Raw genomic sequence first — 20,596 nt, 5'->3', positions numbered from 1 at the left:
GCAATCAAGCCCGTCGCCAGCGACCGAGCCACTCCTTGCCTTCGCGGCCCGGGTGGCTGTGCTCGACCGGCTCGAGATAGATAGGTTCGAAGCGAGGGGTGACAAGCTCGCGCACAAGCTCGGGGCTGAGCGCGTAGGGCGGCCCCTCGTTGGGGTCTTTGTCGACGATGGGAAAGATGAGCGTGACGAGCTCGCCGTCGGGTTTCAACAACTCGTCGACCCTTTCGGCCCAACGCTGGCGCATCTCGGGCTCGATAGCACACAAAAACGTGTAGTCCCAGATGACGTCGAAGAGTTCGTCGGGCTGCCAGTCGAAGAAGTTGCCCACGACCATCTCGGCCTGCTCGGCGGGCACACCCTCTTGCTCGCGCAGCGCCTCGAAGCGTTGCTTGGCTCCGGGGGCGAGGTCGAGGCCGATGGCCTTTCGCTTCGGGCCGGCCAGCGTGAGCACGTCGTAGCCCGAGCCCGCCCCGGGCACCAACGCGCGCCCCTCGGGCAAGTCGTCGCAATCGACCAGTTCACACAGCGACGGCGCCGAGGCGCCTGCATCCCAGGGGGTGCGCTTCTCTTCCCAAGCTTCTTGCCAAGACATATATCTCTCTTCGGTGTTCGAGTCAGACCAGACCAGTGTTCGAGTCAGACCAGCGATGCGGGACGCGATCATAGCGCCACCCCTCGCCGCAGCAAGCACGCCGCAGCAAGCACGCAGCCTTGCCACGAGTACGATCGTGGCTCATCGTTGCTATAATTTGTTATGAGGTGCAAGGTGACTTGCACATGTCAGTTGACGCAGAACGGAGCAGTACCGTGACGAAACCCACCGCATTCGTCGCAGGAGCCACCGGCTACACCGGCCGCGAGGTGGTGCGCCTGCTCGCCCAATCCGGGGTCGACACCATCGCTCATATTCGTCCGAACTCCTCGAGGCTCGACGAGTACACGCCGCGCTTCGAGAGCTACGGCGCCCAGGTCGACACGACCCCGTGGGATGAAAATGAGATGTGCGAATGCATGTCCGAGTTACAGCCGGACATCGTTTTCTGCCTCATCGGCACCACTCGCGCCCGCAAGCAAGCCGCCGACAACCCGAACAACAACACCTACCACGCCGTCGACTTCAAGCTGACCGAGCTGTTGGTTCACGCCTGCCAGCAGGCCGAGATCCAGCCGCGCTTCGTCTACATCTCGGCCATCGGCGTCGGCCCGAACGCGACCACCTCGTACATGAAAGCGCGCTGGATGGCCGAGCGCAGTGTGGTCGAAAGCCAGCTGCCGTACACGGTGGTGCGACCGGCGTTCATCTCCGGGCCCGGCCGCGGCGAGTCGCGCCCCGGCGAGCGCGTGGCTGCCGCGGTGGGCGACGCGGTGCTCGAGGCGCTTGGGGCACTGGGGGCCAAGAAGCTTCGCGACCGCTATGCCTCGATGACCAACACCGAACTCGCCGAGCACCTCGTCGCCCTGGCCCTGTCGCCCGACGCGGCCAACACAGTCGTAGACGCCTACGATCTCCGCCACCGAGACTGAACGAGCCCGCACCCATGCTCATCCGCCCGACGTCCGATTCGACCTTCGAGTGCATCACCCAGGAACACCACGCGGTCCTCTCCGGCCTCCTCGCCGGCGCCTGGAAGCCCACCCGGCTCGACCCGCTGCTCGTCCAGGCCATCGGCGTGCACGACAACCCGTGGCGTGAGGCCGACGCGCAGCCGCTATTCAACGACGATCGCGGCTTGCCGCACGACTTCATCACCTACCCGATGGAGGAGAAGATCGCGCTGTACCGACACGGACTCGACGCCCTCGAAGAGGTCCACCCGTGGATCGCGCACCTGGTCAGCCGCCACTACACGACCTTCTCGGGCACACGCGACGTCGACACCTTGGTCGGGCCCGAGAGAGCCAGGCGCGAGCGCCTGGAGGGACTCATCGCCGACTGGCGCCTCGACGCGTCCGACGAAGCGCTGCGGTGGGTCAAATTCTTCGACATCTTCTCGCTGCACCTCTGTTTGACCGGCCCGCGCACTCAAACAGACTCGATCCCACGGTGGCTGACCGACCCCGACAAGTGGTCGACGGCGCCCGACGGCACTGAATTGAAGTTGCGCTGGGAGAGCGACGCGACGCTGACGGTCGATCCGTGGCCCTTTGCAGAGCCGGAGCTGGACTGTGGGCTGTATGTGCGGGTGCTCGAAGGGCGCGCTGAGAACGCAGAAGAGATGGAACGTGCGTGGCGAGAGGCCGAAGTGGGCCGGCGGGGGGTGAGATTGCAGTCCCTTGCTAGCTGACCGGGCCCCTCCGCCTCGCGGGTTGGAGTTTGTAATCCCTTGCTTGCTGACCGGGCCCCTCCGCCTCGCAGACTACGCGAGGCACCTCCCCTTCGGCGAAGCCGGGGGGAGGAGGATTGCAGGAAAGAAGATTAGAGCTCTAAGAAGCGCTTGAGACGCTCGATGATGACGTCGAGGGCGATGAAGTTGTTGCCCCCCTCGGGGATGATCAGATCGGCCCAGCGCTTCGACGGCTCGACGAACTCGAGGTGCATCGGGCGCACCGTCTTGTAGTACTGCGCGCGGATCGACTCGAAGTCACGGCCGCGCTCGCGGATATCTCGTCTTATCCTGCGAAACGCGCGGATGTCGGAGTCGGTGTCGACGTACAGCTTGATGTCGAAGCGCTCACGCAGTTCGGGCACCGCGAAGAGTAAAATCCCCTCGACGACCACCACTGGGGTGGGTTCGACGCGCACGGTCTCCTCGAGACGCGTGTGGCGCGTAAAATCGTACTGCGGAACTTCGACCGCTTCGCCGGCCTTGAGCTTGGTCAGGTGGGTCACCAGCAAGTCGTTGTCCAGACTCTCCGGATGGTCGAAGTTGACCTTGGCGCGCTCCTCCATCGGCACGTTGCTCTGGTCGTGATAATACCAGTCGTGCTGCAACAGAGTGCTGTTGTCGCCAACGCCCTCCTGAATGCGTCGGGCTAGTGTAGTCTTGCCCGATCCGGTGCCGCCGGCGATGCCGACGATGACGGGGGGTTCGAGGGAGTCCTGAAGATCGACCTGCATGCTTGATTCCGTCGCTGGCGTACAACCATTTTCGCCTTTCGTCGAGCGAACTTCACCCGAACCGACCCACGATGTCAACGTTCGAGGCACTCAAATATCTGTACTACAGCCTGATGGTCGTCGGCCCCCTCCTGTTGGTGGTCGTTGGGGTGGGCTCGGCTGTGGCCCGACGTCGGTGGACTTGGAACCACACCGCGGCGATTTGTGTCGGGATTCTGCTGCTTTGCACCTACGTGTGGTCCAGCCACATCGAGCCGTACATGCTGCAAGTGCGACGCGTCGAGATCACCAGCGACGCGATCACCCGCCCGCTTCGCATCGTGCATCTGTCGGATATCCAGACGCCGACGATTGGCGAGTACGAGCGAGAGGTCTTCGCTCGAGTCGCCGAGCTCGAGCCAGACCTCGTCGTGCACACCGGCGACGTGCTGCAGCCGCCGACCGCCGCTGAACTCGACAAAGTCGCCGGGCTCTTCGCCACGCTCGAGCCGACCTACGGAACCTTCAACGTCGAGGGAGACGTCGACCGCGACCTGACCGTGGCCGACTGGAGAGAGTTCGACCGCCGCGCCCGGACCACCACCTTGCACGACGAGGCGATCACGGTCGCCACGGAGGCCGGCACGGTGCGCATCCTCGGGCTCACCGGGGGCATGTCGCGCACGCTCTCCCGGGAACAAGCGAGAAGCTGGCTCGACGCAGGCTCTCCCGACGCGGCCCTGGACATCGTCATCGGCCACGCCCCCGACTATATCCTCAACATTCGCGGCGAGCCGGTCGACCTGGCGCTCGCGGGCCACACCCACGGCGGCCAGGTGCGCGTGCCGCTGTATGGCCCGCCGCTGACCCTCAGCCGGGTGCCGCGCGATTGGGCGTTTGGCCACACGCTCGTCGACGGCACCCACCTCAACGTCACCTCCGGCGTCGGCGCCGAGCGCGCGCACGGACTGCCGCCCATTCGGTTCAACTGCCCGCCCGAGGTCACGCTGATCGAAGTTCGACCCAAATGAGCAGCGCCAATCGCCGCAGAGACCGTGCAGAGAACGTTTGTGAAACCTCTGGCGTGTGCTTAACGTCTAACCGCCGAGTCACAACTATTGGAACCAAAGAGGTAGTGTATGAAGACAAAACGCGTCGACGTGGCCATCATCGGTGCCGGTACAGCCGGCCTGAACGCTCGCAGGGAAGCCGAGAAGGCCGGCGCGAGTTGGGTGCTCATCGAATCGGGCCCCTACGGAACCACCTGCGCCCGGGTCGGGTGCATGCCATCGAAACTACTCATCGCGGCCGCCGAGGCCGCTCACAACGTCGCCCATGCGCGTGAGTTCGGCGTCAACGTCGAGAACTGGAACGTCGACGGGCGCGCGGTCATGGAGCGGGTGCGCAGCGAGCGCGACCGCTTCGTGGGATTCGTGGTCGACTCGACCGAGTCGATCCCGGAGGAGAAACGCCTGCGCGGCGAAGCGCGCTTCGTCGGGCCCAAGTCGCTGCAGGTCGGCGACCACACCCGCGTGGAAGCCAAATCGGTGGTCATCGCCACCGGCTCGCGGCCCTGGATCCCGCCGCAGCTCGACGCCATTCGCGACGACGTGCTCGTCAACGATGACGTCTTCGAGTGGGAGGATCTGCCCGAGTCGATGGCGATCTTCGGCACGGGCATCATCGGCCTCGAGATCGGCCAAGCACTGACGCGCCTGGGCGTGCAAATCGAGTTCTTCAACCCGTTCGACGAGCTGGGTCGCTTCAGCGATCCCAAGATCGTCGCCAAGGCCCATAAGGTCTTCGGCAAGCAGCTCACGCTGCACCTCAAATCCGACGCCACCGGCGTCGAGAAGGTCGACGGGGGCTACCGGATTCAGTGGACGGACCTGAACGGCGAAGACCACGAACGCGTCTTCCAGCACGTGATGAGCGCCGCCGGCCGGCGCCCCAACGTCGAGGCCCTCGACCTCGAGAAGGCGGGGATCCCCCTGGACCATCGCGGCCTGCCCATCTCCGACCCGCGCACGCTGCAGTGTGGCGACACCTCGATCTTCGTGGCCGGCGACGTCAGCGGCCACCGCCCCATCCTGCACGAGGCCTCCGACGAGGGACGCATCGCCGGGGCGAACGCCGCGCAATTCCCCGACGTGCAGGCAACCGTGCGCAAGACGAGCCTCGAGATTGCGTTTACCGAGCCCCAGATGGCCATTGTGGGAGAGCGCTACATCGACCTCGACCCCGACGAGATCGCCATCGGCGAGGTCTCCTACGACAACCAGGGCCGCGCTCGTGTGATGGGCGCCAACTGCGGATTGGTGCGGCTGTACGGGCGCAAGTCCAACTGCCGGCTCATCGCCGCCGAGATGTTCGGCCCGCGCGTCGAGCACACCTCCCACCTGCTCGCCTGGGCGATCCAAGAGGGACTCACCGTCCCCGAGCTTCTCGAAAAGCCGGTCTATCACCCCGTCTTCGAGGAGGGAATCCGCACCGCCATTCGCAACCTGGCCAAGGAACTCCGCGTCTCCGGCCAGTGCGGCCCGCAGGACCGCGGCGAAGGCCCCGGCGCCTGACCGCCTGCAGTCCCTCGACTCGACGACGACTGCGCGCTACGGCATGTCCCAGCTCGCGCGCAGTCGTCCCGTCTCGGGGCAGCGGAACACGTACGCGGCCACCGACCCGTCGGGTTCGAGCTCGGGCCACAGGTCGCGCTCGGGCAGGTCTTCGACGACCTCGTTGAACAGCGCCTCGCCCTTGCCATCTTCGGCATGCATGCAGAATTCGACGCGGGTCCAAGCGCCCACGTAGACCATCGGGTGTCCGCCCGAGAAGAGCCAGAACTCGCCCTGCCAGCTCACGAACGAAGGGGTGCGCAACAGCTCCCACATATCGTCGGGGTCGAGGCGCGCGGCGTGCCAGCCTTCCTCGAGCTCGACGATATCGACGTCCTCGACCCTGTCGGGATCAATCCAGGGGACTCCGTGAGTGACGCCGTTTTCGGCGTTCTCCCAGGTGATCATGCCGAACTCGGTGTCCTTGGTCAGCGCGGCGCCGCCCGCGCGCAGCGCCTCGTAGCCGATGCAGGGGGTCTCGTCGGGGAACGGAGGGAACGCGATCTCCACGCCACACTCCCGGCACGGCTGGGAAGCCCGATCGGAGGCGTCCAAAAAGTTGTCCCGACCGCATGCGTCGCAGCTCACGCACAGGTAGTCGCTGATGCCCAGCTCGAAGGCGTGCTCGACCTTCTCTTGGCGCACGCAGCAAAAGCCCGAGCCGACATACGACGAGGCCTCGTCCACCGACGCCCCGAAGAGCGGGAAGTCAATGCCCAAGAACTTGAACCGCGAGGCCTGAGGCTTCTTCTGGGTGACCGGAGACGTATAGACCACGGTCTGCTCGCCGGCGTGTGATGAATCGGCCTCCCCGACTGTGGCGAACGTCTGGTCGGCGCCACCGGCGGCGAGTTCGTCGCGAATATCCCACACCCGCCGGCGAAGCATCCAATACAGGTCGACGTCGGCCATGAAGAGGTCGTCGAGCTCCGGGCGCTCGAGCAACCAATCCACCATCTCGGCGACCGCCTCTTTCTGCGCGCTGCGCTCGTTGACGTCGATGCGCGCTTGAATCCAATCGCGCAGGTCCTCACCAAGCGTCTGACGGGCGTGGAGGTGCTCGACGGTATCCCGACGGGCTCGAAGCCTCAGATCGCCCGTATGGATCAAGTCACTGATTAATTTGCGAACCACCGCCAATGGCACATGGACTTCGTGGCCCGAGGGACGCTGCATAACAGGCTCCAGTTCGAAAGGCGCTCACAGTAAGTTGACCAGCACGGCACGCTACACCATTCGCCGCGACACAACATTCACAAAGTGGACACGATTGGGCACATGGCATCGCTCGGCCAACGTGGTAGCGCCCCAGATAGCTTCATGAGGTCGACATTTTGCGCTCGTGACGTAGATTCACGACGAACCTATTCAGCACACTGCTTATCGAAATTTGGGAAGTGCAATGGATACCTGGAGCCTCATTCGCGGCGTTGTGGGGTTGGTGTTTCTCGTCGGCGGGGCCGACCTGCTGGTGCGCGGCGCCTCGTCGCTCGCCCAGCGCTTCGGCGTCTCGGCGCTCGTGGTGGGCCTGACCGTGGTCGCCTTCGGCACCAGCGCCCCCGAGCTCGCCGTCAGCCTCCAGGGCGCCGTCGGCGGCCGCGGTGACATCGCCCTGGGCAACGTCCTGGGCAGCAACCTCTTCAACATCTTGATGATCCTGGGCCTCTCGGCCCTCTTCGCCCCCCTGGTCGTCGCCCAGCAGTTGGTACGAAAAGAAGTCCCGCTGATGATCGGGGCCACCGTCGTGGTGCTCCTGATGGCCCTCGACGGGCAGTTGGCTGCCTGGGAGGGCATCGTCTTGTTCGGGTCGTTCGGGTTCTACACCCTCTACACCATCCGCCAGAGCCGCAAGACCAGCGCGCCCGTCGAGCAAGAGTACGAGGAGGAATTCGGCCGCGAGCCCAAGCCCGGCGCCGCCGCCATCGCCCTGGAGGTCGGGCTCGTCATCGTCGGCCTCGCCCTCCTGGTGCTCGGCTCGCAATGGTTCGTGGGCACCGCGGTGGGCCTCGCCAAACTCTTCGAGGTCAGCGACCTGGTCATCTCGCTGACGATCGTCGCCGCCGGCACGTCGCTGCCCGAGTTGGCGACCTCGGTGATGGCCAGCCTTCGCGGCGAGCGCGACATCGCGGTGGGCAACGTGGTGGGCAGCAACCTGTTCAACCTGCTGTCGGTGCTCGCGCTCACCACCATCTTCTCACCCGACCCCATCGCGGTCAGCCCGGGCGTCTTGGCCTTCGACCTCCCGCTGGTGCTCGTCGCCTCGCTGGCCTGCTTGCCGGTCTTCTTCAGCGGGCACGTCATCGACCGGTGGGAGGGCGCGGTGTTTGTGGCCTACTACGTCGCCTACACCACCTACCTGGTGCTCGCCGCCACCGAGCACGCAGCGCTCGACTTCTTCAGCCTCGCCGTGATGGGCTTCTTGGTGCCCATCACGGTGATCACCCTGGCGGTCATCCTGGTGCGCAGTCTGCGCAAGTCGGGGGATTGAGCATCGGTGCGCGGGCACCTTGCCCTCGTCCTCGGTGCGCGGGCATCTTGCCCTCGCCATCGGTGCGCGGGCATCTTGCCCTCGCCATCGGTGCGCGGGCATCTTGCCCTCGTCCTCGGTGCGCGGGCATCTTGCCCTCGCCATCGGTGCGCGGGCATCTTGCCCTCGTGGACTTCGACGGTGGCCTTGCAGGGCAGTAGCGCCCGCTACATAGGGCGCCCTGAACTGCGGGCGTTAAGGACTTAGGGGCTGCCTTGTTGGGCGTTCGGGTTGCCGTGGCCTGCATCTCCCTGTCCTCAATTACCGTGCCGCCACAACTCGCAGCCCCCATGTCCTTATCGCGCGTAGTCCAGCGCGCCCCAAATAGATGGCGTGACTCCCCTGCAAGGCCATCGCCACTCTTCGACGCCATCGAACCCCCTTCACAATCGCGCTACGTGGTGGCCTTGCAGGGCAGTAGCGCCCGCTACATAGGGCGCGCTGAACTGCGGGCGTTAAGGACTTAGGGGTTGCCTTGTTGGGCGTTCGGGTTGCCGGGGCCTCCAATTCCCTCTCCTCAATTACCGTGCCGCCACAACTCGCAGCCCCCATGTCCTTATCGCGCGTAGTCCAGCGCGCCCCAAATAGATGGCGTGACTCCCCTGCAAGGCCATCGCCACTCTTCGACGCCATCGAACCCCTTCACAATCGCGCTACGTGGTGGCCTTGCAGGGCAGTAGCGCCCGCTACATAGGGCGCCCTGAACTGCGGGCGTTAAGGACTTAGGGGCTGCCTTGTTGGGCGTTCGGGTTGCCGTGGCCTCCAATTCCCTGTCCTCAATTGCCGTGCCGCCACAACTCGCAGCCCCCATGTCCTTATCGCGCGTAGTCCAGCGCGCCCCAAATAGATGGCGTGACTCCCCCTGCAAGGCCATCGCCACTCTTCGACGCCATCGAACCCCCTTCACAATCGCGCTACGTGGTGGCCTTGCAGGGCAGTAGCGCCCGCTACATAGGGCGCCCTGAACTGCGGGCGTTAAGGACTTAGGGGCTGCCTTGTTGGGCGTTCGGGTTGCCGTGGCCTCCAATTCCCTCTCCTCAATTACCGTGCCGCCACAACTCGCAGCCCTCATGTCCTTATCGCGCGTAGTCCAGCGCGCCCCAAATAGAGGGCGTGACTCCCCTGCAAGGCCATCGCCCCCCCTTCGCACCTACGCGACGTGGTTAGGTTTGCCCAGTGCAACGAACACACAACTTCATTGAGGAGATGACCATGTCCAAAATCGGAGACGCGCGCGACAAAGGACTCAAGCTGGCGACCGGCTTGGTAGCCGGTGCAGTGGCAACCTGGGCGATGAAGAAGGTGACGACGATGCTCGCCTCGAGCCAGAAGACGGGCTCGAAGATCGAGGAGGCCTTCGCCGAGAAGAAGCCCGCCGAAGAGGTCCTCGTCGACAAGGTGAGTAAGAAGATGGGCAAGCGCCTGTCGCGCAAGGACCGAAAACGCGCCGTCAAAGGCGTCAAGTGGGGCTTGGGCGTGGGCAACGGCGTGGCCATCGCCATGGCGAGGCGCCGGCTCGGCGCCGGCGACAGCCTGCTGCGCGGCGCGTTGTTCGGCGTGGCGACCTTCGTGCTCGTCGAGGAGATCCTCAAACCGGCCGTCGGCGTGCACAAAGGCCCCGGCGCCCTGCCCTGGCAGGCCCACGCGCGCCAATTCGCCGGCCACGCCACCTACGGGCTGGTCAACGCCGGGGTGCGCAAGGCGGCCGGCAAGGTCCTGCCGGTCTAACTACTAACTACTTGCTTCGCTTGCGAATCAAGCCTTCCTGGGCGGTCGAGGCGACGAGGTTGCCCTCGCGGTCGTAGATACGGCCGCGCACCAAGCCTCGCCCGCCGGTCGCCGACGGGCTCTCGACCACGTGCAGCACCCAATCGTCCATGCGAAACGGACGGTGGAACCACATGGCGTGGTCGAGGCTCGCCACCTGCATGCCCGGCGTCAGCCACGAGACCGCGTGCGGGTACATCGACGTCGCCAAAAAGTTGAAGTCGGACGCATAGGCCAGCAGATATTGGTGGACCGACGGGTCGTCGGGGAGGTCTCCGGCGGCGCGATACCACACCGCGCTCTCGGGCGGACGCGCGTCCGGGTCGAACGGGTTGATCGGGTCGATGGGCCGCGTCTCGATAGGCGACGCGGCGGTAAACCGCTCCCGAAGCGGCGACGGAATCTGGTCGGCGATCCTGCGGGCCAGCTCGGTCTGCGAGGGCAACCCCTCGGGCCCGGGAACCTCGGGCATCTCCTCTTGATGCTCGAAGCCCTCCTCCTCGACTTGAAACGACGCCGCCATCGTAAAGATCTTCTCGCCGTTCTGGATCGCGCTCACCCGCCGCGTCGTAAAGCTCCCGCCGTCACGCGCCCGGTCGACGTCGTAGACAATCGGCCGACTGACGTCGCCCGGCAGCAAGAAGTAGCCGTGAAACGAGTGCACGTGCCGGTTCTCGGGCACCGTCTGCGCAGCCGCCGACAACGACTGGCCGAGCACCTGCCCGCCGAAGACCTGCCCCCACCCCAAATCCTGCGACTGGCCGCGGAACAGGTTCTTCTCGATCGGCTCGAGAGACAAAAGGTCGACGAGTTGCGTGAGTACATCAGTCATGGTGGTCATCCATTTTGTGGGACCGGCATCGAACGGACCGGCATTGAACGGACCGGCAAGGTAGGCCCGCAGCAGGTGCCTGGCAACCGCTTTTGGCCGCCTCGAACATCTCAGCCTCGCGCCAACACGGCCGACAGGGCCGGTTGGCCATCTAGCTGCTCGGGCAGGCTACTCGCGTACGTGGACACCAGCTCACTCGACAACTCTGGATGCAGGTAGAGACACGCGGCCTCCAACACTCGCGGCAGTTGCTCGGGCACCACTGTGCAGATCGCCTCGACGTACATCTGCGCGACCTTCTTGGCATCGTCGTCTCCGTACTCCAGACCGACGATGATCAACGGAGTCGCCGCGGTGAGTCGGTCGGCGTAGCCCGTTCGCGCCAGATCGGCGAGGTAGTCTTCGAACTCACCGGCGCGAAGCAGTCCGGCAACCCAACGCGCCTGCTCGCGCCACCAATCGCCGTCATGAAGCCTGCGAAGATGCTCCTCGCGCTCCCTGTACGGAATCGACGCCGGCTCGACGACGGCGAACAGGAAAGTCGCGTGCAACCACGGGCTGAGGTCGTAGTGGAGAGCATCGGTTTGGTCCATCGCGCGATGCCCTCGACCGCGGCGAAGTCCTCCGCCTCGACGGCTTCGAGCAGACGCCGCGTCATCGCCGACTCGTGCATCGTCTCGAACTCGTAGGACTCCTCGTCGACGAGCCACGCCTCGTTACCGTCGTCGTACCAAAAGCTGTCGTGGAGCACCTCTGGCTTGACATGGTCGTCGAGCTCGAGCCCACACGCCTCGGCAAATTCGGAGACGACGCGATCGACGACCGCCTTGGCCCCGTGTCGATCGCCGATCGAAGCCGTCGGCCCAGCGCTGCACGTCGAAGCCGCTCGCCCGCTGCATCCAGGCGCGATTCTCGGCGCGCTCGGCCAAGGGCTTGCCGGCGAGCACGTCGGCGAAGAACTCGCGCGCAGAAAGCCAAGGATGCCCTCGAGGGCATCCTTGCTGCGGCGTACGTCCGGCGTGACTGGGAGCTCGGGGAAGGCCAAGTAGAGCGCGCCGAGCGCCTCGATATCGAGCCCTTCGTGCGCCGGCTCGATGGGCGCGGCCACGTGCGCCTGCTCCCAAGCCGCGGTCAGACCCAGCGCCGCCTCCTCCAACGACCCGCTGCGCAAACCGTCCAGCGCCTCGTGGTGGAGCTTGCGCCGCGTCAACTCTCGCTCGTCGACCGCCATCCACTGCAGGAAGAGGTGGGTGAGCTGGCGCGCTCGGGGTCCAGACGACCCAGATGATACGACAAGCGCCCCAACCACCCGGGTGTGACCCTCTTCACCTCACGCGCACCGACGAGGTTCGCCAGCTCTCGCCGCGAGGCAAGCTCCTCGCGAGCCAACGCCTCGGCGAGCTTCGGAGACCACTCGCGCGATGGCTTCGGCCGCGACAACAGCCACAACCCCGCCCCGTCGACCAAGGCGATCCCCTCGGCACGCTTGATGTATTGAAGTGACCTCGCCAGGTCACGCGCGATGTCGCCTGTTCCCGAACCCATAGTCTCCAACGGGGTGAGTGTGTGTCGCCGCGCGCACTCTAGCGGCGCGAGCGCGATCAAGGAAGGGACCGCGAGACCCGACGCCCCGCACAAAAACTGCACAGATTCTCCACCTTCCCTGCACCGCCACGCCGTCGCCTCGCCACAACGCCACTATAGCTTGAGACATGTACGAACTGCTGCGTCCACCGCCCATCTCACAAGAACCGATCCCCGCAAAAAGGAACAGGAGCGCTCATGGATGAGGTCGTCGACTATTACGACCAACTCGCCCCCACCTACGACGACACCCGATTTGGCCACACCTGGGGCCAGTTCTTGGACCGACAAGAGCGCGAGGTGCTCGCGCAGTGGCTGCCGGACGAGCCCGGGGTCGACCGGCTCGACCTCGCGTGTGGCACCGGGCGCACCCTCGACCTTGCCACGGCGGGCGTCGACGCCAGCGCTGCGATGGTCGGTCGCGCACGGCACCGCCATCCCGACACCCCGATCGAGTGCGCCCGCGCCGACGCCCTCCCCTATGCCCCGGAGAGCTTCGACGCGGTCTTCTCGCTGCACTTCTTCATGCACCTCGACCCGTCCTATATCCGGCGAGTCCTCGCCGAATGCCACCGCGTGCTTCGCCCCGGCGGGCTGCTCGCCTTCGACGCCCCCTCCGACCTACGCCGCCGGTTCAACGACTACCAGCCCGAGGGCTGGCACTGCGCCACCGCACTGCACCCGCTCGAGGTCCGCAGGCTCGCCTCGCCGCTCTTCGAGCTGGTCGACTTTCGCGGCGTGATGTTCGCTCCGGTGCACCGCCTGCCCGAGACGGCCCGCCGCGTGTGGCGCCCCGCCGATAGCGCGGTCGCCCAGAGCCGGCTGGGCCGCTGGGCCTGCTCGCACTTCATGTTTTTGCTGCAGCGGAGGGAGCCGTGAAGCCCGCGCGTTGGATCGAGACGACGTGGTCCCCCATTGCTGCAATATGTAAGCGAGTTCCAAAATCGCTCGTCACCCCATTGCTGCAACCCTTGGGCGAGTCGCAAAATCGCTCGTCGATAGGTTGCTGCAACATGTAAGCGAGCTCTGAGAGCCTGTCGGCGAGGGTTGCCATCACCCTCGAAGGTCGCTCCCGGGGCCTCGCCGGAGGGTTGGTGCAACCCCCGCCCTGGGGATCGAGGAGCGAGCTCGCCCCTTCGAGCAACCCTTCGACGAGCTGCTCGAGGCCTGTTCGCCCCGTTGCAGCAACCCCTCGGCGAGCTTTCGAGCGAGAAGCGATCACGGTATCGCAATGGGTCGGCGAGCGATTTTGCGACTCGTCAACAAGTTGCAGCAATGGGTCGGTGAGAAATTTTTGGCCGCCGTGAGCATTGTCGCAACCCTCGTCCACACCCTTCCCCCCCTCGTCTGCGGGCGCTGCAAGCACTCGCTCCGATAGCGCACGATTTGTTCGGTGCGTGGGCATCTTGCCCTCGTCTGCGAGCGCTGCAAGCACTCGCTCCGATAGCGCGCGAGTTGTTCGGTGCGGGGGCATCTTGCCCTCGTCTGCGAGCGCTGCAAGCACTCGCTCCGATAGCGCGCGATTTGTTCGGTGCGTGGGCATCTTGCCCTCGTCTGCGAGCGCTGCAAGCACTCGCTCCGATAGACGAGTCGACGCGCAGAAGGCGTAGGCGGAGCGTAAGTAGATGTGTAAGTAGATGTGTTGTTGTCGGGAGCAGACCAGTTTGGTCTGGTTTGATTCTGTAGGCCTTGCCGATCAGCTACCTCAACCCCCCGGCGCTTTGCGCCTGCCCCCCTTCGGCCTGAAACTACGGCCGTGGGGGGCGAATGGTCGGCTTATTCACCACAAGTGATTGTTGGGGTGAGGCGGTTGCCTGCGAGGGCAAGATGCCCACGCACCGAGAACGAGGGCAAGATGCCCCCGCACCGAGAACGCGGGCAAGATGCCCACGCACCGATTGACCCCATCGCTCAATCGCGGCGGCGCAGCCGCAGGCCGGCGAGTCCCAGCAAGAAGAACATCGCGGCGGCGAAGCTGCCGGTCGGGCCCTGTGTGCTGCTGCAGGCGCAGCCGCTACCGGCCGAGGCGCCTTGGTAGGTCGCGGGGCAGCCGTCGTCGGTCTCGTTGGGGTCGAGCGGGCAGGCGTCGGCATCGCCGACCACGCCGTCGTCGTCGGCGTCATCGTCGCAGGCGTCGCCCTGGCCGTCTTCGTCGAAGTCGGCTTGGTCGGCGTTGGCGACCAGCGGGCAGTTGTCGGCGTCGTCGAGGGTGCCGTCTTCGTCGTCGTCCTCGTCGCAGGCGTCGCCGAACTCGTCGGCGTCGGTGTTCGTCTGGTCGGCGTTGGCGGTCAGCGGGCAGTTGTCGGCGGTGTTGTCCGTGCCGTCGCCGTCGATGTCGCCGTCGCACTCGTCGCCGGTGCCGTCGCCGTCGAGGTCGGCCTGGTCGGTGTTGGCGACCTCGGGGCAGTTGTCGGCGTCGTCGGCGATGGTGTCGCCGTCGAGGTCGTCGTCGCAGGCGTCGCCCTGGCCGTCGGCGTCGGCGTCGGCCTGGTCGGGGTTGGCGACGAGGCGGCAGTTGTCCGTGTCGTCTCCGACCGTGTCCTCGTCGCTGTCGAGGTCGCGGTAGTCGGGGGTGCCGTCGGCGTCGGTGTCGACCGCGGCGGTGGCCAGGTCGTTGTCGCCGGCCTCGTCGGCGTCGGCGACGCCGTCTTCGTCGCTGTCGGTGTCGAGGGCGTCGATGGTGCCGTCGGCGTCGGTGTCGACCGGGTTGTCGAGATCGTCGCCCACCTCTTCGGCGTCGGCGATGCCGTCGGCGTCGGTGTCGGCGGTGGTCGGGTCGAGGCCGTTGCTCGTCTCCCAGTCGTCGTACAGGCCGTCGCCGTCTTCGTCGGCGGTGACGACTTCGATGTCCACGTCGCGGGTGTCCTGGGCGGCGCCGTCGCTGACCACGAGGGTCACGGTATGCGTGCCGGCGTCGAGATAGGTCGGCGTCCAGGCGAACGCGCCGCTCGTGGCGTCGACGCTCGCGCCCGTGGGCAGGTTGGGCACGTCGTAGCTCAAGGTGTCGCCGTCGAGGTCGGTGCCCACGATGGTGAAGCTAAGCTCGGTGCCGGCCGTGGCCGTCAGCGGGCCGGTCGGGGTCGGGTCGACGAGCACCGGGGCGTCGTTGACCGCGGTGACGGTGACGGTGACCGTCGCCGGGGTCGAGGCGTTGGCCGCGTCTGAGGCGGCGTAGGTGAAGGTGTCGGTGCCGTTGAAGTTCGCGTTGGGCTGGTAGTCGAACGAGCCGTCGGCGTTGAGCGTGAGGGTGCCGCTCGTGGGGGCCTGGACGACCGCGGCGGTCATGGCGTCGCCGTCGGAGTCGTTGTCGTTGTCGAGCACGCCCGGGGTGACCACGGTCAACAGGGTGTCCTCGGCGGTGCTGTAGGTGTCGGCGTTGGCCACCGGGACGGGGTCGCACACGTCGCCGGTGCCGTCGCCATCGGCGTCGGTCTGCGCCGGGTTGGCCAGCGCGGCGCAGTTGTCGTCGCAGTCGCCGACGCTGTCGCCGTCGTTATCGCGCTGCTCGACCGTCAGATCGTAGGTCAGGTTGGAGGTCGCGCCGTCGTCATCGCTCACCGTCACCATCACAGTGTGTGTGCCCACGTCGCCGCAATTGGGGGCAAACGAGAGCGTATCGCCCGACAACGTCATCGACGCGGGGCCGCCGGCCAGCGCGAAGCTAAGCGTGTCCGCGCTCGCCGGGTCGCTCGCCGTGAGGGTGTGGGTGTAGGTGTCGCCGACCTGGATCGTCGTCGGCGGGGTCGAGGTGATGGTCGGCGCGGCGTTGGTCACGTCGACGACCGCCGTGTCGGTGCTGCAGGTTCCCGAGCCGTCGCATGCCTGCACCGCGATCTGGCAGGTCGACGGGCCGTCGAGGGTGGCGGCCGAGAAGGTGGCCGACTGCCCGCTCGCGTCGTCGTAGGCGGTGGTGCCGTCGCAGTCGATGTCCCAATCGTAGCTCGCGCAGTTGGCGCTCGGGCAGGTCGCGCTCACCGAGACGGTGCCGCCCTCGGCGACGGTGTAGCCCCCGCCGGCGTCGACAGTGACCACCGGGCCGAGCTCGACGGTCACGTTGTCGATGGCCGTGTTGCCTTCGATGCCGCCGCCGCGAAAGCCCCAGCCGCCGATGCCGTTGGTCGAGGTCACCGTGAAGTGGTGGGGATACGTCTGCACCGGGGTGCCGTCGTTGGACGTGCACGCCTGGCTGAAGATCTCGGTGCCGTCTTTGTCGAAGGCGTAGAACTCCGTCCCCGTCGACCAGCAGGCCGCGTCGAGCTCGAGGCGCCGGATGGCGTCGCCGTAGCTGCCCGTAAAGACAATATCGGCATCACCGGAGTTCGAGCCGTCCGACAGCCACAGCCCGGTGGGGTTGTTGCCCCGGTCTCCCGCCGTGCCGCCGCCGGCCACGTAGTAGTTTTCGAGGTTGCTGTTGAGCTTGAGCCAGTCGCTTCGCCAATCGACGAGCGGGTCGGCGAAATCTTCGACGAGCGTCTGGGCGCTCGCGGGCAAGCTGGAGAGAAGGGCTGCGGCGACGACCGCCGGAAAGACGAGCTTCTTCATAAGGACATCTTTAATGCAGGGGAAGTGACGCTCCCCCACAAGGACGTCTGTATCAAAAAAGAGACAAGAGCATCGTAATCCTGTCGGCTTCGAAAAACAAACACGTTGTGTGAACTACTGGTGACACGACCCGGCGCGGGTGTTGCCGAGCGATTGCATGCCTGCTATTGCTGCTCGCGTTATAGCCAACGTTTTTGCGCAGTAAGGAGTACGCAATGGCCCCTTCCTTATTTGGAAAGGCACGTTTTTTCGCCCTCGTCTCGACCCTCTTTCTCGCGGCCGCCTCGCTCGCGTCCTGCGCGGCCGACGCCCCTCAAGAGGAGTCGGATCTGTCGGTCGAGATGGTCGAAGCGACCCCGATGAGCGGCCAGGCGCCGCTAGAGGTGTCGTTCTCGGTGGTCGCCAACACGAGCACCGAGCCGCTGTATGTGCAGTGGGCCTTCGGCGACGGGGCCACGGGCACCGGCACCGAGGTCACCCACACCTACACCGAGGTCGGTGAGTACACCGCCACGGCCACCGTCTCCGACGCGCTCGGCGGCAGCACGGTCAAGTCGCTGACCATCTCGGTCGTCCCGGCCGAAGCCGCGACCGCCAGCGTCACGGCCACCCCGGAGTCGGGCATCGCCCCGCTCAATGTGTCGTTCACCGCCAACGTGACCGGCGGCTCGGGCGAGTACAGCTACGCTTGGGACTTCGGCGACGGCTCGACGGGCACGGGCAAGACGCCCAGCCACCGCTACGAGACGGCCGGCACCTTCACCGCCTCGGTGGTGGTGACCGACACGGCCACCGGCGTCGACAGCGATCCGGCCACCACCGAGATTCGTGTGGCCGACAACGAGACCCCGGTCGCCTCGGCCAGCGCCTCGCCCTCGTCGGGCATCGTGCCCTTGACCGTGTCGTTCAACGGCTCGGTCGTCGGCGGCAACGAGCCGTTCACCTACGAGTGGTCCTTCGGCGACGGCTCGGCGAGCACCGACGCGCAGAACCCCTCGCACGAGTACACCACCCCGGGCACCTTCTCGGCGGTCTTCAAAGTGACCGACGCCGACGGGCAGACCGCCACCGACCGCGTCCAGATTCAGGTGGCCGACAACACCGCCCCCATCACCGAAATCGCGGCGAGCCCCCAGAGCGGCATCGCGCCGCTGAGCGTGCAGTTCGACCCGCAGGTCCAGGGCGGCGACGCGCCCCTCGAGTTCGCCTGGGACTTCGGCGACGGCGAGACCTCCTCGGCCCGCAAGCCCTCGCACACCTTCCAAGCCGCCGGCGACTACGCGGTCAGCGTAACGGTGACCGACGCCAACGGCGACGTGGCCACCGACAGCATCACCGTGACCGCGACTGACAACACCGTCCCCTCGGTCGGCCCGACGGCCACCCCGGAGAGCGGCTTGGCGCCCCTGCAAGTCCAGTTCAGCTCGAACGCCTCGGGCGGCGACGGCAGCCTGACCTACGCGTGGAATTTCGGCGACGGCAACACCTCGACGTCGGCCAACCCGGTGCACACCTACCAGACGGCCGGCCAGTTCAACGCCAGCGTCACCGTGACCGACGCCAACGGCGACTCGGCCTCGGGCAGCGTCCAGATCGACGTGGGCAGCGACCTCGTCCCCTCGGCGAGCGCCTCGGCGACGCCCAAAAGCGGCTACGCGCCGCTGCAGGTCCAATTCTTCGGCAGCGCCAGCGGCGGCAACGCCCCGCTGAACTACGCCTGGAACTTCGGCGACGGCAACTCGGCGAGTGACCAGAACCCCACGCACGTCTACCAGTCGCCGGGCACCTACACCGCCACGGTGGTGGTGACCGACGACAACGGCGACTCGGACAGCGCCACGGTCGTCATCGAGGTCAACGACAACTCGGTGCCGCAGGTGTCGGCGTCGGCTTCGCCCGCCTCGGGCATCGTGCCGTTCAACGTCAACTTCAACGCCGCGGTCGCCAACGGCGACGCGCCGTTCACCTACGAGTGGAACTTCGGCGACGGCACGCCCACGAGCACCGTCCAGAACCCGAGCCATTCGTACACCACCGCCGGAAGCCACACGGCCACCGTCACGGTGACCGACGCCAACGGCGACACCGACAGCGACACGGTGACCATCCAGGCCGCCGACAATAGCCAGCCGGCGGTGACCGCCAGCGCGGACACGACCACCGGCGCGGCGCCCCTGTCGGTGAACTTCTCGGCCAGCGCCAGCGGCGGCAACGCCCCGCTCACCTACACCTGGTATTTCGGCGACGGCACCTCGCCGCAGAGCGGCCAGTCGGTCAGCCACACCTACAACAATATCGGCGTGTACGACGCCGAGGTCGTGGTCACCGACGCCGACGGCGACACCGCCAGCGACACCATTCAGATCAACGCCCTGGCGATGGCCCCGGACCTGGCCGTGCAGTCGTTTACGGCCGTGGCCACCGGCTCGGACGTCCAATACGAGGTCGTCATCGAGAACCGCGGCACCACCGACGCGACCGCATCGTTCTTCGTGCGCTTCTTCCACGACCTGAGCGCCGCGCCCGACGACACCACCTCCTACGATATCAGCGAGTACGTCTCGCAGGACGTCGCCGTAGGCCAGACGGTCACCGTGACCACGGGCGCCACGAACCTGCCCATCGGCGACTACGACGCGTATATGCTCATCGACCCGTACGAGAGCAACCCGGACCTCGACCGCACCAACAACGTGGGCGGCCCACAGTCGTACACCATCGAGAAGCTTCTGATTAACGAATTGCTCTACCGCACCGCCGGGAGCGACACGGGCACGTTCGTCGAGCTGTACGGCACGCCCGGCATGGACATCTCGGGCTACAGCCTGGAGGGCATCAACGGCTCGACGGGAAGCTCCTACGACACGCTGACCTTCCCGCAAGGCACGACCATGCCGCAGGACGGCTACCTGGTCGTCGGCGACGGAAGCGCGGCCAACGAGGACATCACCGACGCCTTCGCCGACCTGCAAAACGGTGAGGACAGCTTGGTGCTCAAAGACGACACCGGCGCCGTCATCGACGCGGTGGGCTACGGTGACTTCTCGGCCGCGCCGGGCAACTTCGCCGGCGAAGGCGCCTCGACCGACGACGCCCCCGACGACTACTCGCTGGGCCGCGACGCCGACGGCACCGACACCGGCGACAACAGCGTCGACTTCTATATGTGGCGCGTGCCGACGCCGGGCGCCGCCAACACGCTGACGCTGACGAACAGCGCCGACACCTGCGGCGACGCCTACGAGCTCGCCGCCGGCGTGGCCGGACGCTTCGTCGTCGAGAGTGACCTGGGCGGCCTGTCCAACGACTTCACGTCGCTGGCGGCCGGCGGCAGCGGCACCTGCAGCGCCACCGGCAACACCTTCGGCGGCCCCGACCAGGTCTTCAGCTTCACCGTCCCCAGCGGCATGACCGCCGACGTGATGCTCGACCTGGACGACAACGCCAACGTCGACCTCGACTCGGTGCTCACCGGCTCGCCGTGCACCGACCTCGACAGCGCGTTCGTCGGTTGCAATATCGGCTTCACCGAGAACTTCACCGGCCTGACGGCAGGGACCTACTACCTGATTGTCATGGAAGATTCGTCGACCTCGTCGGCGGGGATTTCGGAGCCGTACGAGTATATTGTCGACATCGACTTGTACTAAAGAGTGGTGCCTGGCGGCGCGACCGCGCCGCCAGGCGCTAAAGAC

16 protein-coding genes are annotated in these 20,596 nt (G+C 66.3%); 8 read left to right on the top strand and 8 right to left on the bottom strand.

Going from position 1 to position 20,596, the window contains the following annotated elements; translation table 11 throughout:
• Window positions 1-4: 4 nt before the first annotated feature.
• Window positions 5-592 carry a methyltransferase domain-containing protein gene (locus tag FIV42_RS23245; protein ID WP_168210883.1) on the bottom strand — a complete coding sequence of 196 codons (588 nt, stop codon included), beginning with the start codon at window positions 590-592 and terminating at the stop codon, window positions 5-7.
• A gap of 215 nt (window positions 593-807) precedes the next feature.
• Between FIV42_RS23245 and FIV42_RS23240 the strand changes: the two genes are divergently transcribed.
• Both FIV42_RS23240 and FIV42_RS23235 read left to right on the top strand, forming a co-directional pair.
• Complete coding sequence (locus tag FIV42_RS23240) at window positions 808-1,524, top strand: NAD(P)H-binding protein (protein WP_222615299.1); 717 nt, start codon at window positions 808-810, stop codon at window positions 1,522-1,524.
• Between the two features lie 14 nt (window positions 1,525-1,538).
• Window positions 1,539-2,285 carry a DUF3891 family protein gene (locus FIV42_RS23235; protein WP_141200003.1) on the top strand — a complete coding sequence of 249 codons (747 nt, stop codon included), beginning with the start codon at window positions 1,539-1,541 and terminating at the stop codon, window positions 2,283-2,285.
• Window positions 2,286-2,416: 131 nt separating this feature from the next.
• Here FIV42_RS23235 and udk read toward each other — a convergent pair whose 3' ends face one another.
• Window positions 2,417-3,058 (bottom strand): uridine kinase, encoded by a 642-nt coding sequence (gene udk, locus FIV42_RS23230; RefSeq protein ID WP_141200002.1) that lies wholly within the window; start codon window positions 3,056-3,058, stop codon window positions 2,417-2,419.
• A gap of 71 nt (window positions 3,059-3,129) precedes the next feature.
• Here udk and FIV42_RS23225 point away from each other — a divergent pair, with 71 nt between their 5' ends.
• Together FIV42_RS23225 and FIV42_RS23220 are read left to right on the top strand one after the other, a co-directional pair.
• On the top strand, window positions 3,130-4,068 hold the full coding sequence (locus tag FIV42_RS23225; RefSeq protein ID WP_141200001.1) for a metallophosphoesterase: 939 nt from the start codon (window positions 3,130-3,132) through the stop codon (window positions 4,066-4,068).
• 108 nt (window positions 4,069-4,176) lie between these two features.
• Complete coding sequence (locus FIV42_RS23220; RefSeq protein ID WP_141200000.1) at window positions 4,177-5,610, top strand: dihydrolipoyl dehydrogenase; 1,434 nt, start codon at window positions 4,177-4,179, stop codon at window positions 5,608-5,610.
• A gap of 36 nt (window positions 5,611-5,646) precedes the next feature.
• Here FIV42_RS23220 and FIV42_RS23215 read toward each other — a convergent pair whose 3' ends face one another.
• A complete protein-coding gene (locus tag FIV42_RS23215) occupies window positions 5,647-6,825 on the bottom strand; it encodes a CbrC family protein (protein ID WP_141199999.1) in 1,179 nt (392 codons plus the stop codon).
• Window positions 6,826-7,051: 226 nt separating this feature from the next.
• Between FIV42_RS23215 and FIV42_RS23210 the strand changes: the two genes are divergently transcribed.
• Together FIV42_RS23210 and FIV42_RS23205 are read left to right on the top strand one after the other, a co-directional pair.
• Complete coding sequence (locus tag FIV42_RS23210; protein ID WP_141199998.1) at window positions 7,052-8,137, top strand: calcium/sodium antiporter; 1,086 nt, start codon at window positions 7,052-7,054, stop codon at window positions 8,135-8,137.
• A 1,251-nt stretch (window positions 8,138-9,388) separates the two neighbouring features.
• Window positions 9,389-9,904 carry a hypothetical protein gene (locus FIV42_RS23205; RefSeq protein WP_141199997.1) on the top strand — a complete coding sequence of 172 codons (516 nt, stop codon included), beginning with the start codon at window positions 9,389-9,391 and terminating at the stop codon, window positions 9,902-9,904.
• Between the two features lie 7 nt (window positions 9,905-9,911).
• On the opposite strand, the gene tesB is transcribed toward FIV42_RS23205, so the two are convergent.
• From tesB to FIV42_RS23185, 4 genes are all read right to left on the bottom strand, one after another.
• On the bottom strand, window positions 9,912-10,775 hold the full coding sequence (tesB, locus tag FIV42_RS23200; RefSeq protein WP_141199996.1) for an acyl-CoA thioesterase II: 864 nt from the start codon (window positions 10,773-10,775) through the stop codon (window positions 9,912-9,914).
• A gap of 110 nt (window positions 10,776-10,885) precedes the next feature.
• The gene (locus tag FIV42_RS23195; protein WP_141199995.1) at window positions 10,886-11,116 is read right to left on the bottom strand and encodes a hypothetical protein; all 231 of its coding nucleotides are present in this window, start codon (window positions 11,114-11,116) and stop codon (window positions 10,886-10,888) included.
• Complete coding sequence (locus tag FIV42_RS23190; protein ID WP_141199994.1) at window positions 11,113-12,006, bottom strand: hypothetical protein; 894 nt, start codon at window positions 12,004-12,006, stop codon at window positions 11,113-11,115. Before FIV42_RS23190 ends, FIV42_RS23195 begins: the two co-directional genes overlap by 4 nt.
• Window positions 11,982-12,320, bottom strand: a complete 339-nt coding sequence (locus FIV42_RS23185; protein ID WP_141199993.1) for a hypothetical protein — start codon at window positions 12,318-12,320, stop codon at window positions 11,982-11,984. Before FIV42_RS23185 ends, FIV42_RS23190 begins: the two co-directional genes overlap by 25 nt.
• Window positions 12,321-12,557: 237 nt before the next feature.
• On the opposite strand from FIV42_RS23185, the gene FIV42_RS23180 reads away from it, so the two are divergent.
• A complete protein-coding gene (locus tag FIV42_RS23180) occupies window positions 12,558-13,238 on the top strand; it encodes a class I SAM-dependent methyltransferase (protein WP_141199992.1) in 681 nt (226 codons plus the stop codon).
• 1,032 nt (window positions 13,239-14,270) lie between these two features.
• On the opposite strand, the gene FIV42_RS23175 is transcribed toward FIV42_RS23180, so the two are convergent.
• The gene (locus tag FIV42_RS23175) at window positions 14,271-16,901 is read right to left on the bottom strand and encodes a thrombospondin type 3 repeat-containing protein (protein WP_141199991.1); all 2,631 of its coding nucleotides are present in this window, start codon (window positions 16,899-16,901) and stop codon (window positions 14,271-14,273) included.
• A 215-nt stretch (window positions 16,902-17,116) separates the two neighbouring features.
• Here FIV42_RS23175 and FIV42_RS23170 point away from each other — a divergent pair, with 215 nt between their 5' ends.
• Window positions 17,117-20,551, top strand: a complete 3,435-nt coding sequence (locus tag FIV42_RS23170) for a PKD domain-containing protein (RefSeq protein ID WP_141199990.1) — start codon at window positions 17,117-17,119, stop codon at window positions 20,549-20,551.
• The last annotated feature ends 45 nt before the right edge of the window (window positions 20,552-20,596 follow it).

Origin of the sequence: Persicimonas caeni (genome assembly GCF_006517175.1) — a bacterium.
GTDB classification, from domain to species: domain Bacteria; phylum Myxococcota_A; class Bradymonadia; order Bradymonadales; family Bradymonadaceae; genus Persicimonas; species Persicimonas caeni.
Note: the sequence above shows the minus strand (reverse complement) of the source record. Positions and strands in the feature narration are given on the sequence as shown.

Coding starts and splice junctions, on each gene's coding strand:
- FIV42_RS23245 (WP_168210883.1), bottom strand. CDS start 592: ATGTCTTGGCAAGAAGCTTGGGAAGAGAAGCGCACCCCCTGGGATGCA.
- FIV42_RS23235 (WP_141200003.1), top strand. CDS start 1,539: ATGCTCATCCGCCCGACGTCCGATTCGACCTTCGAGTGCATCACCCAG.
- udk (WP_141200002.1), bottom strand. CDS start 3,058: ATGCAGGTCGATCTTCAGGACTCCCTCGAACCCCCCGTCATCGTCGGC.
- FIV42_RS23225 (WP_141200001.1), top strand. CDS start 3,130: ATGTCAACGTTCGAGGCACTCAAATATCTGTACTACAGCCTGATGGTC.
- FIV42_RS23220 (WP_141200000.1), top strand. CDS start 4,177: ATGAAGACAAAACGCGTCGACGTGGCCATCATCGGTGCCGGTACAGCC.
- FIV42_RS23215 (WP_141199999.1), bottom strand. CDS start 6,825: ATGCAGCGTCCCTCGGGCCACGAAGTCCATGTGCCATTGGCGGTGGTT.
- FIV42_RS23210 (WP_141199998.1), top strand. CDS start 7,052: ATGGATACCTGGAGCCTCATTCGCGGCGTTGTGGGGTTGGTGTTTCTC.
- FIV42_RS23205 (WP_141199997.1), top strand. CDS start 9,389: ATGTCCAAAATCGGAGACGCGCGCGACAAAGGACTCAAGCTGGCGACC.
- tesB (WP_141199996.1), bottom strand. CDS start 10,775: ATGACTGATGTACTCACGCAACTCGTCGACCTTTTGTCTCTCGAGCCG.
- FIV42_RS23190 (WP_141199994.1), bottom strand. CDS start 12,006: ATGGCGGTCGACGAGCGAGAGTTGACGCGGCGCAAGCTCCACCACGAG.
- FIV42_RS23185 (WP_141199993.1), bottom strand. CDS start 12,320: ATGGGTTCGGGAACAGGCGACATCGCGCGTGACCTGGCGAGGTCACTT.
- FIV42_RS23180 (WP_141199992.1), top strand. CDS start 12,558: ATGGATGAGGTCGTCGACTATTACGACCAACTCGCCCCCACCTACGAC.
- FIV42_RS23175 (WP_141199991.1), bottom strand. CDS start 16,901: ATGAAGAAGCTCGTCTTTCCGGCGGTCGTCGCCGCAGCCCTTCTCTCC.
- FIV42_RS23170 (WP_141199990.1), top strand. CDS start 17,117: ATGGCCCCTTCCTTATTTGGAAAGGCACGTTTTTTCGCCCTCGTCTCG.